This window comes from Variovorax sp. LjRoot130, from assembly GCF_964253755.1.
Classification (GTDB): Bacteria; Pseudomonadota; Gammaproteobacteria; order Burkholderiales; family Burkholderiaceae_C; genus Variovorax.
In genome coordinates, this window is record NZ_CAXURM020000001.1 from 2516010 (window position 1) to 2529858 (window position 13849).

At 66.2% G+C, this 13849-nt stretch carries 13 protein-coding genes; 11 read left to right on the plus strand and 2 right to left on the minus strand.

All coding sequences use genetic code 11. The features are described from left to right. From lpxA to ACSQ86_RS12630, 9 genes are all read left to right on the plus strand, one after another. Window positions 1-789: an acyl-ACP--UDP-N-acetylglucosamine O-acyltransferase gene (lpxA, locus tag ACSQ86_RS12590; RefSeq protein ID WP_436303863.1), complete on the plus strand. Its 789-nt coding sequence runs from the start codon at window positions 1-3 to the stop codon at window positions 787-789. Between the two features lie 8 nt (window positions 790-797). Continuing rightward, complete coding sequence (lpxB, locus tag ACSQ86_RS12595; protein ID WP_436308913.1) at window positions 798-1943, plus strand: lipid-A-disaccharide synthase; 1146 nt, start codon at window positions 798-800, stop codon at window positions 1941-1943. After that, window positions 1915-2622, plus strand: coding sequence for a ribonuclease HII (gene rnhB, locus ACSQ86_RS12600; RefSeq protein ID WP_093107810.1), 708 nt, complete (start codon window positions 1915-1917; stop codon window positions 2620-2622). The genes lpxB and rnhB overlap by 29 nt, the downstream gene beginning before the upstream one ends. Beyond that, window positions 2619-3398 carry a TrmH family RNA methyltransferase gene (locus ACSQ86_RS12605; protein ID WP_436308914.1) on the plus strand — a complete coding sequence of 260 codons (780 nt, stop codon included), beginning with the start codon at window positions 2619-2621 and terminating at the stop codon, window positions 3396-3398. The genes rnhB and ACSQ86_RS12605 overlap by 4 nt, the downstream gene beginning before the upstream one ends. Window positions 3399-3534: 136 nt before the next feature. Then, window positions 3535-4719: a glutamine-hydrolyzing carbamoyl-phosphate synthase small subunit gene (gene carA / locus ACSQ86_RS12610; protein ID WP_436303866.1), complete on the plus strand. Its 1185-nt coding sequence runs from the start codon at window positions 3535-3537 to the stop codon at window positions 4717-4719. Next, window positions 4712-7948: a carbamoyl-phosphate synthase large subunit gene (gene carB, locus ACSQ86_RS12615; protein ID WP_436303867.1), complete on the plus strand. Its 3237-nt coding sequence runs from the start codon at window positions 4712-4714 to the stop codon at window positions 7946-7948. The genes carA and carB overlap by 8 nt, the downstream gene beginning before the upstream one ends. A gap of 10 nt (window positions 7949-7958) precedes the next feature. Further along, window positions 7959-8828: a Kdo hydroxylase family protein gene (locus tag ACSQ86_RS12620; RefSeq protein ID WP_436303868.1), complete on the plus strand. Its 870-nt coding sequence runs from the start codon at window positions 7959-7961 to the stop codon at window positions 8826-8828. 66 nt (window positions 8829-8894) lie between these two features. After that, on the plus strand, window positions 8895-9374 hold the full coding sequence (gene greA, locus ACSQ86_RS12625; protein ID WP_436303869.1) for a transcription elongation factor GreA: 480 nt from the start codon (window positions 8895-8897) through the stop codon (window positions 9372-9374). Window positions 9375-9382: 8 nt separating this feature from the next. Beyond that, window positions 9383-9796: a DUF4149 domain-containing protein gene (locus ACSQ86_RS12630; RefSeq protein ID WP_436303870.1), complete on the plus strand. Its 414-nt coding sequence runs from the start codon at window positions 9383-9385 to the stop codon at window positions 9794-9796. Here ACSQ86_RS12630 and ACSQ86_RS12635 read toward each other — a convergent pair whose 3' ends face one another. Both ACSQ86_RS12635 and ACSQ86_RS12640 read right to left on the minus strand, forming a co-directional pair. Beyond that, window positions 9797-10561, minus strand: a complete 765-nt coding sequence (locus ACSQ86_RS12635) for a glycosyltransferase (RefSeq protein ID WP_436303871.1) — start codon at window positions 10559-10561, stop codon at window positions 9797-9799. 2 nt (window positions 10562-10563) lie between these two features. Next, window positions 10564-11043, minus strand: coding sequence for a YhbY family RNA-binding protein (locus ACSQ86_RS12640; protein ID WP_093107796.1), 480 nt, complete (start codon window positions 11041-11043; stop codon window positions 10564-10566). Between the two features lie 20 nt (window positions 11044-11063). Between ACSQ86_RS12640 and ACSQ86_RS12645 the strand changes: the two genes are divergently transcribed. Together ACSQ86_RS12645 and ftsH are read left to right on the plus strand one after the other, a co-directional pair. After that, window positions 11064-11732 (plus strand): RlmE family RNA methyltransferase, encoded by a 669-nt coding sequence (locus ACSQ86_RS12645; RefSeq protein ID WP_093107794.1) that lies wholly within the window; start codon window positions 11064-11066, stop codon window positions 11730-11732. A gap of 165 nt (window positions 11733-11897) precedes the next feature. Continuing rightward, complete coding sequence (gene ftsH / locus ACSQ86_RS12650; RefSeq protein ID WP_093107792.1) at window positions 11898-13811, plus strand: ATP-dependent zinc metalloprotease FtsH; 1914 nt, start codon at window positions 11898-11900, stop codon at window positions 13809-13811. Window positions 13812-13849 lie beyond the last annotated feature (38 nt).

Here is a 13849-nt window from a genome sequence, read left to right on the forward strand (position 1 = left end):
ATGACGCAGGTTCATCCGACGGCCATCGTCGACCCCAAGGCCGAACTCGACCCGACGGTCAGCGTCGGCCCCTATGCCGTGATCGGTCCGCATGTGCGGGTCGGCGCCGGCACCACGATCGGCGCGCATTGCGTGATCGAGGGGCGCACTACCATCGGCCGCGACAACCGCATCTTCCAGTTCGCATCGCTGGGCGCCGTTCCGCAGGACAAGAAGTACGCGGGCGAACCGACCGAACTCGTGATCGGCGAGCGCAACACGATCCGCGAGTTCTGCACCTTCAACATCGGCGTGCCGGGGGCCGGCGGCGTGACGCGTGTGGGCAGCGACAACTGGATCATGGCCTACACGCACATCGCGCACGACTGCCGTGTCGACGACCACACCACGCTCGCCAACAACACGACGCTGGCGGGCCACGTGCACCTGGCGGACTGGGTGACGGTGGGCGGGCTGACCGGCATCCACCAGTTCGTCTCGGTCGGTGCCCACGCGATGATCGGTTTCGCCAGCGCGGTGGCGCAGGACGTGCCGCCTTTCATGCTGGTCGACGGCAATCCGCTGGCGGTGCGCGGCTTCAATGTGGTCGGCTTGCGCCGCCGCGATTTCTCCGCGGCACGGATCGCGGCCGTCAAGCAGATGCACCGGCTGCTGTACCGTCAGGGCAAGACGCTCGAGGAGGCCCGTGCCGCCATCGAGGCCCTGGCCATCGAAGTACCCGAATCGGCCGCCGATGTCGCGATGATGAGCGGCTTCCTGTCCAGCGCCACGCGCGGCATCGCGCGCTAGGGCACCGCATGTCGGAGGTACAGCGACAGTTTGCGCTGGTCGCGGGCGAGCCCTCGGGCGACCTGCTGGCCGGGCTGCTGCTCGACGGCTTGCTCTCGCGCTGGCCGGCCATGAAGGCCGTCGGCATCGGCGGCCCGCAGATGTTGGCGCGCGGCTTCGAGAGCTGGTGGCCGCAGGAAAAACTGGCGGTGCGCGGCTATGTCGAGGTGCTGCGCCACTACGCCGAAATCGCCGGCATCCGGCGCCGGCTCCGTGCCCGGCTGCTGCTTGACCGGCCCGAGCTCTTCATTGGCGTCGATGCGCCGGACTTCAATCTGGACCTCGAAGCCGCGTTGCGGGCCAGCGGCATGAAGACGGCGCATTTCGTCTGCCCCTCGATCTGGGCCTGGCGCCCGGAACGCGCGGAGAAGCTGCGCACAGCGGCCGATCATGTGCTGTGCATCTTTCCGTTCGAGCCCGCGCTGCTGGCCGAACACGGGATCGCAGCAAGCTACGTTGGCCATCCGATCGCCAACGTGATCCCGATGACGCCCGACCAGGCGGGCGCACGCGCCGCGTTGGGATTGGACACGGAAGCGCCGGTCGTCGCCTTGCTGCCGGGCAGCCGGCGCTCGGAGATCCGCTACCTCGCCGCAGGCTTTTTCGAAGCGGCCACGCTGATGCTGCGCGAGCGGCCTGAACTTCAGTTCATCGCGCCCGTGCTGCCGGGCCTCCGGGACGAGGTCGAGCAACTGCTGCAGGCCAGCGGCATGGCCGGCCGCGTGAAACTGCTCGACGGCCGTTCGCACGCCGCGCTCGCGGCCTGCGACGCCACCCTGATCGCCAGCGGGACCGCGACGCTCGAAGCCGCGCTGTTCAAGCGGCCGATGGTGATCGCCTACAACATGAACAAGCTTTCGTGGGCGCTCATGCGCCGCAAGCAGCTGCAGCCCTGGGTGGGTCTGCCGAACATCCTGTGCGGCGAATTCGTCGTGCCCGAACTGCTGCAGGAGGCGGCGACGCCCCAGGCGATGGCCGACGCGACGCTCGCCTGGCTTGCGTCGCCGGACAAGGTTCACGCCTTGCAACAACGTTTTTGCACGCTGCATGTCGAATTGCAGCGCGATACGCCGACACTGTGCGCCGATGCGATCCAGAAAGTTCTTGAAGGCTGAGCAGGCCACGCTCGCTTGGGACGCTCCCGGGCTCCTGGCCGGCGTCGACGAGGCCGGCCGCGGCCCGCTGGCCGGCCCGGTCGTTGCCGCGGCCGTGATCCTCGACGACGAGCGGCCGATCCGTGGCCTGGCCGATTCGAAGACCCTGACCGCGCTGCAGCGCGAGCGCCTGAACGACCAGATCCTGGCCAAGGCGCTGTGCTGCTCGGTGGCGCAGGCCAGCGTGGAGGAGATCGACACCCACAACATCCTCCAGGCGACGATGCTGGCCATGCGGCGCGCGGTCGAGGGCCTGCGGCTGAAGCCGGCAAAGGTGCTGGTCGACGGCAACCGGCTGCCCAGGCTGGACGTGCTGGCCGAGGCCGTCGTCGGCGGCGACGCGCGCGTGAAGGCGATCTCGGCCGCCTCGATCCTGGCCAAGGTGCACCGTGACCGGCTCTGCCAGGAACTGCACGCCGAATTCCCGCACTATGGCTTCGCGGGCCACAAGGGCTATGGCACGCCAGAGCACCTGGAGGCGCTGTTGCGCCACGGCGCTTGCGTGCACCACCGCAGATCCTTCAGCCCGGTCGCTGCCGTACTCGCACGCGCGACGGGGCAGACGGAGCCCATGACGGCGGCGATGTTGAGCGAAATGGTCGCGGAAACGACCCAGATCGAGGTGCGGATCGCCCCATGACCGCGGACGAGGTCAGCCACATCACGTCGCGGGACAACCCGCTCCTGAAGGAATTGCGCAAGCTGGCGCACGACCCGGGTGCCTACCGCAAGGCGGGCCGGGTCTGGCTCGAAGGCGATCACCTGTGCCGCGCCGCGCGCGAGCGCGGCGTCCGGCCGGCCGTGGCGGTCTTTGCCGAGTCGCTGTGGCCTTCGGCGCGCTCCGAATGGAGCGGGGCGGCGGCCAAGACCGTGGTGCTGGCCGATGCCTTGCTCGCCGGCGTGAGCGGTCTGGAGTCGCCCGCGCCGATGGGCTTCGTACTCGAACTGCCGGCGTCGCCGGCGGTCACCCCCGATGCGCCCACCGTGGTGCTCGATCGCCTCCAGGATGCCGGCAATGTCGGCTCCATCCTGCGCAGCGCGGCGGCCTTCGGCTTCGGCCAGGTGATCGCGCTCAAGGGCACCGCCGCGCTATGGGCGCCCAAGGTGCTGCGTGCCGGCATGGGTGCGCATTTCGGGCTGCAGCTGATCGAGGGCGCGGACATCCAGATGCTGGATGCGCTGACTGTGCCCTGGATCGCCACCAGTTCGCACCGCGGCGACTGGCTGCATCGCACGCAGCTGCCGTACCCGTGCGCCTGGTTGATGGGGCACGAAGGGCAGGGCGTTTCCGCCCTCCTGGAGACGCGCGCCGCCCGGCACGTGCGCATTGCGCAGCCGGGCGGCGAGGAGTCGCTCAACGTCGCGGCGGCGGCGGCGATCTGCCTGCATGCGAGTGCCGCCGCGGCCAAGGGATAAGCCCGCGCCGGCTATAATCAAGGGCTTTCCCGCTCACACCCCGCCCACAGCGCACGCAAGCCAACTCCTCGACGAAAGTCGCAGCCCAAAGTCACTTCTTGGGTTCGCTTTGGGCGTCATCCATCCGGAGATCCCAGTGCTTTTGTCTCTCAAGGGAAATTTCCCGCCCGCCATCCTGGCGCTTGCAGACGGCACGGTCTTTCTCGGCAACTCGATCGGCGCCCAAGGCGCCACCACTGGCGAAGTGGTGTTCAACACCGCCATGACCGGTTACCAGGAAATCCTGACCGACCCGAGCTATTGCCAGCAGATCGTGACGCTCACGTATCCGCACATCGGCAACTACGGCGTCAACGAGGAAGACATCGAGTCCGACAAGATCCATGCCGCTGGCCTGATCATCAAGGACCTGCCGCTGGTCGCGTCCAACTTCCGCAAGACGGCCACGCTGACCGACTACCTGGTGCGCGGCAACACGGTCGCCATCGCGAACATCGACACGCGCAAGCTCACGCGCCATCTGCGCACGAACGGCGCCCAGAACGGCTGCATCCTCGGCCTCGCTGCGGGCGAGGCCGTGACGCAGGCGCTGATCGACAAGGCCGTGGCCGCTGCCCGGGCCGTACCCAGCATGTCCGGGCTCGACCTGGCCAAGGTGGTGTCGGTCGAGGAGACCTACGAGTGGACGCAGACCGAGTGGAAACTCGGTGCCGGATACGGCGTGCAGATCACGCCCAAGTTCCACGTCGTGGCCTTCGACTACGGCGTCAAGAAGAACATCCTGCGCATGATCGCCCAGCGCGGCGCACGCATCACGGTAGTGCCGGCACAGACGCCGGCGGCCGACGTGCTCAAGCTGCGTCCGGACGGCATCTTCCTGGCCAACGGCCCGGGCGACCCCGAGCCCTGCGACTACGCCATCGAGGCCACGCGCGAACTGATCGAAACCGGCATTCCGGTCTTCGGCATCTGCCTGGGCCACCAGATCATGGCGCTCGCCTCCGGCGCGAAGACCTTCAAGATGAAGTTCGGCCATCACGGCGCCAACCATCCCGTGAAAGACCTGGACAACGGCCGCGTGAGCATCACGAGCCAGAACCACGGCTTCGCGGTAGACGAGAAGACGCTGCCCGCCAACCTGCGGCCCACCCACATCAGCCTGTTCGACAACACGCTGCAAGGCCTGGCACGCACCGACAAGCCGGCCTTCTGCTTCCAGGGCCATCCGGAGGCCTCGCCCGGGCCTCACGACATCGGCTACCTGTTCGACCGCTTCACGGCACTCATGCAAAGTCACAAAGAAGGACAGAAGAATGCCTAAGCGCACCGACCTCCAGAGCGTTCTCATCATCGGCGCCGGCCCGATCATCATCGGCCAGGCCTGCGAGTTCGACTACTCCGGCGTGCAGGCCTGCAAGGCACTGCGCGAGGAGGGCTACAAGGTCATCCTGATCAACAGCAACCCCGCGACGATCATGACCGACCCGGCCACGGCCGACGTGATCTACATCGAGCCGATCACCTGGCAGACGGTCGAAAAAATCATCGTCAAGGAACGCCCCGACGCCATCCTGCCGACCATGGGCGGGCAGACCGCGCTCAACTGCGCGCTCGACCTCTGGCGCAACGGCGTGCTCGACAAGTACAAGGTGGAGCTGATCGGCGCCACGCCCGAGGCGATCGACAAAGCCGAAGACCGGCTGAAGTTCAAGGACGCGATGACCAAGATCGGCCTGGGCTCGGCGCGCTCGGGCATCGCCCACTCGCTCGACGAAGCCTGGGCGGTGCAGAAGACGGTCGGCTTCCCGGTGGTGATCCGCCCCAGCTTCACGCTCGGCGGCACCGGCGGCGGCATCGCCTACAACCCGGAAGAGTTCGAGACCATCTGCAAGCGCGGCCTCGAAGCCTCGCCGACCAACGAGCTGCTGATCGAGGAGTCGCTGCTCGGCTGGAAAGAGTACGAGATGGAGGTGGTGCGCGACAAGGCGGACAACTGCATCATCGTCTGCTCGATCGAAAACCTGGACCCGATGGGCGTGCACACCGGCGACTCGATCACGGTCGCCCCTGCCCAGACCCTGTCGGACAAGGAATACCAGATCCTGCGCAACGCCTCGCTGGCCGTTCTGCGCGAGATCGGCGTCGACACCGGCGGCTCCAACGTGCAGTTCTCGATCAATCCGAAGGACGGCCGCATGGTCGTGATCGAGATGAACCCGCGCGTCTCGCGCTCCTCCGCGCTGGCTTCCAAGGCCACAGGCTTCCCGATCGCCAAGGTCGCGGCCAAGCTGGCCGTGGGCTATACGCTCGACGAGCTGCGCAACGAGATCACCGGCGGCGCCACGCCGGCGAGCTTCGAGCCCAGCATCGACTACGTGGTCACGAAGATCCCGCGTTTCGCCTTCGAGAAGTTTCCGCAGGCCGACTCGCGCCTGACCACGCAGATGAAATCGGTGGGCGAGGTGATGGCCATGGGCCGCACCTTCCAGGAGTCGTTCCAGAAGGCGCTGCGTGGGCTGGAGGTCGGCGTCGACGGGCTCAACGAGAAGACGCAGGACCGCGAAGTGCTCGAAAAAGAGCTCGGCGAGCCCGGCCCCGACCGCATCTGGTACGTCGGCGATGCCTTCGCCATGGGCCTCTCCGTCGACGAAGTGTTCGCGCTGACCAAGATCGACCCCTGGTTCCTGGTGCAGATCGAGGAGATCGTGAAGATCGAGCTCGAGCTCGAAACCAAGTCGCTGGACGACATCGACAAGAGCACCCTGCTCGCGCTGAAGAAGAAGGGCTTCTCGGACCGCCGTCTCGCCAGGCAGCTCAGGACCACCGACACCGCGGTCCGCGAGAAGCGGCGCGCGCTCGGCGTGCGCCCGGTCTACAAGCGCGTCGACACCTGTGCGGCCGAGTTCGCGACCAACACCGCCTACATGTACTCGACCTACGAGGACGAGTGCGAAGCCGCGCCGACGGACAAGAAGAAGATCATGGTGCTCGGCGGCGGCCCCAACCGCATCGGCCAGGGCATCGAGTTCGACTACTGCTGCGTGCATGCGGCACTCGCGATGCGCGAGGACGGCTACGAGACCATCATGGTCAACTGCAATCCGGAGACCGTCTCGACCGACTACGACACCAGCGACCGCCTTTACTTCGAGCCGCTCACGCTCGAGGACGTGCTCGAGATCGTCGACAAGGAAAAGCCGACCGGCGTGATCGTGCAGTACGGCGGCCAGACGCCGCTCAAGCTCGCGCTCGACCTCGAAGCCAACGGCGTGCCGATCATCGGCACCAGCCCCGACATGATCGACGCGGCCGAAGATCGCGAGCGTTTCCAGAAGCTGCTGAATGAGCTCCAGCTGCGCCAGCCGCCGAACGCGACCGCGCGCACCGAGGCGGAAGCGCTCGAGAAAGCCGCCCAACTGGGCTATCCGCTGGTGGTGCGCCCCAGCTATGTGCTCGGCGGCCGCGCGATGGAGATCGTGCACGAGCAGCGCGACCTCGAACGCTACATGCGCGAAGCCGTCAAGGTCAGCAACGATTCGCCGGTGCTGCTGGACCGCTTCCTGAACGACGCCGTCGAATGCGATGTCGACTGCTTGCGCGATGCCGAGGGCAACACCCTGATCGGCGGCGTGATGGAGCACATCGAACAGGCCGGTGTGCACTCCGGCGACTCCGCCTGCTCGTTGCCGCCCTATAGCCTCAAGGCCGATACCGTGGCCGAGCTCAAGCGGCAAAGCGCCGCCATGGCCAAGGCGCTCAATGTCGTCGGCCTCATGAACGTGCAGTTCGCGATCCAGGAAAAGGACGGACGGGACGTCATCTATGTGCTCGAAGTGAATCCGCGCGCCTCGCGCACGGTGCCCTACGTGAGCAAGGCCACCGGCATCCAGCTGGCCAAGGTGGCGGCGCGCTGCATGGCGGGCCAGTCGCTGGTTTCGCAGGGCGTCACGCGCGAAGTCACGCCGCCGTACTTCAGCGTCAAGGAGGCGGTGTTCCCCTTCGTCAAGTTCCCCGGCGTGGACACCATCCTCGGCCCGGAGATGAAGTCGACCGGCGAAGTGATGGGCGTGGGCAAGACCTTCGGCGAGGCGTTCGTGAAGTCGCAACTCGGCGCCGGCACGCATCTGCCGAAGTCGGGCAAGGTGTTCATCTCGGTCAAGAACAACGACAAGGCACGCGCGGTGGAAGTGGCGCGTGGCCTGGCTGCGCTGGGCTTCGAACTGATCGCGACCAAGGGCACCGCCGCCGCCATCAACGCGGCGGGCATCGCCTGCGCCGTGGTGAACAAGGTGACCGAGGGTCGCCCGCACATCGTCGACATGATCAAGAACAACGAGATCGCGCTGGTCATCAACACGGTGGAAGAGCGCCGCAACGCGATCACCGATTCGCGCCAGATCCGCACCTCGGCGCTGCTGGCCCGCGTGACCACCTTCACCACCATCTTCGGCGCCGAAGCCGCGGTCGAAGGCATGCGGCACATGGACGAACTCGACGTGATCTCGATCCAGGAAATGCACGCGCAACTCGCGCAGTTCGCGCTCGCCTGAAGAGTTGTCCATGGAAACGCAGCTCGTCGAGCTCGACCTGGCCGACTGGAACGGCGCTGCGCCGAACGATGCGTGGATCGCCGCGCTCGAGGCTGGCAAGGTGCTGTATTTCCCGCGGCTCCCCTTCGAGCTGCGGCCTGAAGAACGGGCCTTGTTCTCGCCCGCGGTGCTGTCGCCAGGCGTCCGCAACATCAGTCTGGATGCCGAAGGGCGCCTGAAGGGCGTGGCGGGCGACGAGGGCGTGCAGCAGGCCGTGGCGGCAATGGTCGGGCGTTTTCGTGCGCAGTCGCAGCAGCTGATCCACGGATTGCTGCCGCACTACACGCCGGCCCTGCGGCTGGCGCCGACCAGCTACCGCCCGGCGCAGGTGGAAACACGCGTCCAGTCGTGGCGGGCCGACGACCGGCGGCTGCACATCGACTCGTTCCCGTCGCGCCCCAACTACGGCGAGCGCATCCTGCGTGTGTTCACCAATGTCAATCCCGAGGGCGCGCCGCGCGTCTGGCGGGTCGGTGAGCCCTTCGAGACCGTGGCCAAGCGCTTCCTGCCGCGTGCCAAGCCTTACTCGCGCTGGCAGGCCCGCATGCTGCGGGCGCTGCGCGTCACCAAGTCCTTGCGCAGCGAATACGACCATCTGATGCTGCAACTGCACGACGGCATGAAGTCCGACCTGGAGTACCAGAAGAACGCGCAGCAGCAAACCGTGCCGTTCCCGGCCGGATCGGTATGGGTGTGCTTCTCGGACCAGACCTCGCATGCCGTGATGTCCGGCCAGTACATGCTCGAGCAGACGCTGCACCTGCCCGCCGCAAGGCAATACAATCCCGATTCGAGCCCGCTCGCCATCCTGAGCCGGCTGACCGGACGTCAACTCGTCTGATCTTTTTCCTTCCATGAACCGCCGAACGGCAGCGTTCGGCGGTTTCGCTTTCTGGAGAGACAAAACATGGCCACCACCATTCCGATTACCAAGCGCGGTGCGGAGAAACTTCGTGACGAGCTGCAACGCCTGAAGTCCGTCGAGCGGCCCGCCATCATCACGGCGATCGCCGAGGCCCGCGCCCAGGGCGACCTCAGCGAGAACGCAGACTACGACGCCGCCAAGGAGCGCCAAGGCTGGATCGAAGGCCGCATCAAGCAGATCGAGGGCATGCTCTCGAACGCCCAGGTCATCGATCCCTCCGACCTCGATGCGGGCGGCAAGGTCGTTTTCGGTTCGACAGTCGAACTGGAAGATGAAGACAGCGGCGACGCGGTCAAGTACCAGATCGTCGGCGAGGACGAAGCCGACCTGAAGCTCGGCCTCATCAACGTCTCCAGCCCGATCGCGCGCGCGCTGATCGGCAAGGAAGAGGGCGATACCGCCGAGGTGCAGGCACCGGGCGGGGTGAAGCGCTACGAGATCGTCGGCGTCAGCTACCTCTGAATTCACGGGTGAAGGACCGCGTCGCGCTGCTTTTGGCAGCCCTCTGGTGGGGCAGCCTGACGACGATCGGCTTCCTGGTCGTGCCGATGCTGTTCGCCAAGCTCGGGAATCCGGCCATGGCGGGCAATTTCGCGGGACGGCTGTTCGCGGCCCAGAGCTGGGTTGCGTTGGCCTGCGGACTGGCGCTCCTGACCTATTTCAGGTCGAAGATCCAAGACCGCGTGGATCGATCGTCACGCGTCGCCGTTGCCTGGATCGTCGTGGCACTGCTGCTGGCGCTGCTGCAGGAATACGCCGTCGCGCCCCGCATCCTGGCGCGGGAGAACCTCGGGCTCTGGCACTCGCTCGGCAGTGCCATGTACCTCGGCCAGTGGCTCTGCGCCGGAGTGCTGCTCTGGCGCATGGGGCGCCGCCCCGACTGATCAGGCCTTCCAGAAGCTGGTGATCCAGCGCGCCGGCCGGATGAAGCGGAAGCGCCGGTTGCGCCGCCCGGCCAGCGCGTCGGGCGGATTGCATTCCCCGTGGAAGACCATGATGCGCGCGCCTTCGGGCACGAAGGGCTCGCGCCAGTAGTTGGTGGGCCAGGTCGGAATGCCGTGGTACTTGAAGCTCGGACACCACTCGGCCGGCCAGTAGGCCAGCTTGCCCTGGTGGTAGAGAAAATCCGACAGGTAGGTCTGCTCGTTGCGGTACTCGGCCTGCACCGCATCCATGTTCTCGCGGAAATGCGCCAGCACGTCGGGATGTGCGCCGAGCTCGAAGCGGTACACCGACGAATTGCCCGTGATGCGCCGGCGCCGCCAGGGACGGGCGTAGTCGTGAATGATCAGGAACTCGCCGGGATGCTCGAAAAAGGCGTCCAGGCTGCCCACGACGACCACGTCGAGATCGATGAACAGCGCCCGGCCGCGCAGGCCGTAGAGGTCCCGTTCGAAGGTGGTCAGCTTCTTCCAGGCGCGGTCGACCTGTCCCGGCTTGAGCTCGAGGTCCAGCGGCGGGATCGGAAAGCACTGCACCTCGCTTCGGATGCCCTGGCTGTCGTCGGTCAGGCAGACGAAGTTGAAGTCGCCGCTCAGGTGGCGACGCACCATCGCGTAGAGGCGGTTGACGTAGTCGGGCCCGTATTTCGTGCCCCATTTCATGCAGAGGATGTGACGCTGCGGCGCTGCCGTTGGCTCGATCGGCATCCTCAGTCCGCCTGGCGACGCTTCTTGACCGACAGCGGCTTCTTGGCCTTGGCACGCTTGATGGTGCCGCCGGGCGTCAGCCGCTGGTTGCCGAGCACCCGAAGCGTCTTGATCTCCGGGCGCTGTCCTCCGCGCTTGCTGTACTTGATCACCTTGACGTCGCGCGGACCCGGCATGCGGTCCTCGTCGATCTCGCGCGCTTTTTCGGGGATGGGGCGCCAGAGCACGAGCAGCTTGCCGATGTGCTGGATCGGCGCCGCGTTCAGGTCCTCGGCCAGGGTTTGCAGCATGGCTTCGCGGGCCGGGCGGTCGTCGGAGAAAACGCGCACCTTGATCAGGCCGTGGGCCTTGAGCGCGGCATCGGCTTCCTTCTTGACGGCCGGCGTCAGCCCGTCGCCGCCGATCATGACGATCGGGTCCAGATGGTGCGCTTCGGAGCGGTGCACCTTGCGCTGCGCAGGGGTAAGTTGAATGGCGGGCATCCCCGTATTATCGAGCGTCAATGAATCCCAAACCCAAAGCCAAGAAGCTCAACAAGGCGTGGCTGCATGACCACATCAACGACCCCTACGTGAAGCTGGCCACGCGGGAGGGATACCGGGCCCGCGCGGCCTACAAGCTCAAGGAAATCGACGAGACGCTGGGCCTGATCCGGCCGGGGCAACTGGTGGTCGACCTGGGCTCGACGCCCGGCGCCTGGAGCCAGTATGTGCGGCGCAGGCTGTCGCCGAGCGGGGCAGCGGCCGGCGAGCTGGACGGCATCATCATCGCGCTCGACATCCTGCCGATGGAGCCGATCGAGGGCGTGACCTTCCTGCAGGGCGACTTCCGCGAGGCCGAAGTGCTGGAGCGGCTTGCGCAGGCCATGGACGGCCGGCTCGCCGACGTCGTCGTGTCCGACATGGCGCCCAACCTGTCGGGCATCGCCTCGGCCGACGCAGCCCGCGTCGCGCATCTGATCGAGCTTGCAATCGACTTCGCGCGCCACCACATGAAGCCTGAAGGCGCACTGGTCGCCAAACTTTTCCACGGCAGCGGCTACAGCGAGCTGACGCAGCTGTTCAAGAGCAACTTCCGGGTGGTAAAGCCCTTGAAACCCAAGGCTTCGCGCGACAAATCGTCGGAGACCTTCATGGTGGGCATCGGGCTCAAGAACGTCGATACGAATTGATACCCGGGCGCCGGCTGGCATTTGCCTCCAAAACCGTGCGCGTCCTATGGCTGCTATAGGGAAATTCCGGCATTTCGCAGGTTGAAAAGCCTAAAATGGGTGCCAATTGCGTGCCCTAGCGCGTTTTTTGTTTTTCGTGTCACGCGCTTTCGACTGGAGCTTCGTTTGAACAATCAGTGGTTTTCCAAAGTTGCCGTCTGGCTCGTCATTGCGATGGTGTTGTTCACTGTGTTCAAGCAGTTCGACACCCGCGGCGTCGCCGGCGCCGGCAATGTCGGTTACTCCGACTTCCTCGAGGAAGTCCGCAGCAACCGCATCAAGAGCGCGACCATCCAGGAAGGCCAGGGCGGCAGCGAGATCGTCGCGATCACCAATGACGACCGCAAGATCCGCACGACGGCCACCTACCTCGACCGAGGCCTGGTCGGCGACCTGATCGCCAATAACGTCAAGTTCGACGTCAAGCCGCGCGAAGAGGGCTCGCTCCTCATGACGCTGCTGGTGAGCTGGGGTCCGATGCTGCTGCTGATCGGCGTCTGGGTCTATTTCATGCGCCAGATGCAGGGCGGCGGCAAGGGCGGCGCCTTCAGCTTCGGCAAGAGCAAGGCGCGCATGCTCGACGAAAACAACAACCAGGTCACCTTCGCCGACGTCGCAGGCTGCGACGAGGCCAAGGAGGAAGTGAAGGAGGTCGTCGACTTCCTGAAGGACCCGGCCAAGTTCCAGAAGCTCGGCGGCCGCATCCCGCGCGGCCTGCTGCTGGTCGGGCCGCCCGGCACCGGCAAGACCTTGCTGGCCAAGGGCATCGCCGGCGAGGCCAAGGTGCCGTTCTTCTCGATTTCCGGTTCGGACTTTGTCGAGATGTTCGTCGGCGTGGGCGCGGCCCGTGTGCGCGACATGTTCGAGAACGCCAAGAAGAACGCCCCCTGCATCATCTTCATCGACGAAATCGACGCCGTCGGTCGCCAGCGCGGTGCGGGCCTGGGCGGCGGCAACGACGAGCGCGAGCAGACGCTCAACCAGATGCTGGTCGAGATGGACGGTTTCGAAACCAATCTCGGCGTGATCGTGGTCGCTGCGACCAACCGCCCTGACATCCTGGACGCCGCGCTGCTGCGCCCGGGCCGTTTCGACCGCCAAGTCTACGTGACGCTGCCGGACATCCGCGGCCGCGAGCAGATCCTCAACGTGCACATGCGCAAGGTGCCGCTCGGCCAGGACGTGAACCCGAGCATCATCGCGCGCGGCACCCCGGGCATGTCGGGCGCCGACTTGGCCAACCTGTGCAACGAGGCCGCGCTGATGGCTGCGCGCCGCAATGCGCGCGTGGTCGAGATGCAGGACTTCGAGAAGGCCAAGGACAAGATCTTCATGGGCCCCGAGCGCAAGAGCATGGTCATGCCCGAGGAAGAGCGTCGCAACACGGCCTACCACGAGTCCGGCCACGCGCTGATCGGCAAGCTGCTGCCCAAGTGCGACCCGGTCCACAAGGTCACCATCATTCCGCGCGGCCGCGCGCTGGGCGTGACGATGAGCCTGCCGGCGCAGGACCGCTACAGCTACGACCGCGAGTACATGCTGAACCAGATCAGCATGCTGTTCGGCGGCCGTATCGCCGAAGAAGTGTTCATGCACCAGATGACCACCGGCGCCAGCAACGACTTCGAGCGTGCCACGCAGATCGCGCGCGACATGGTGATGCGCTACGGCATGACCGAATCGCTGGGCCCGATGGTCTACGCCGAGAACGAGGGCGAAGTCTTCCTCGGCCGCTCGGTCACCAAGACCACCAACATGAGCGAGTCGACCATGCAGAAGGTCGATGCCGAGGTGCGCCGCATCATCGACGAGCAGTACGCCCTGGCGCGCCGCCTGATCGAGGAGAACAGCGACAAGATGCACGCCATGGCCAAGGCGCTGCTCGAATGGGAAACCATCGACACCGAGCAGCTCGACGACATCATGGCCGGCCGCGCACCGCGTCCGCCCAAGGACTGGACGCCGCGCATCCCGCCCTCGGGCGGCGGCAGCGGCGGTACGCCGGCGGTGAACCCGGATCCGGCGCCGACAGCGGCTTGAGCATGATGCTTTGGCTATCGACGGGGCCTCTGGCCCCG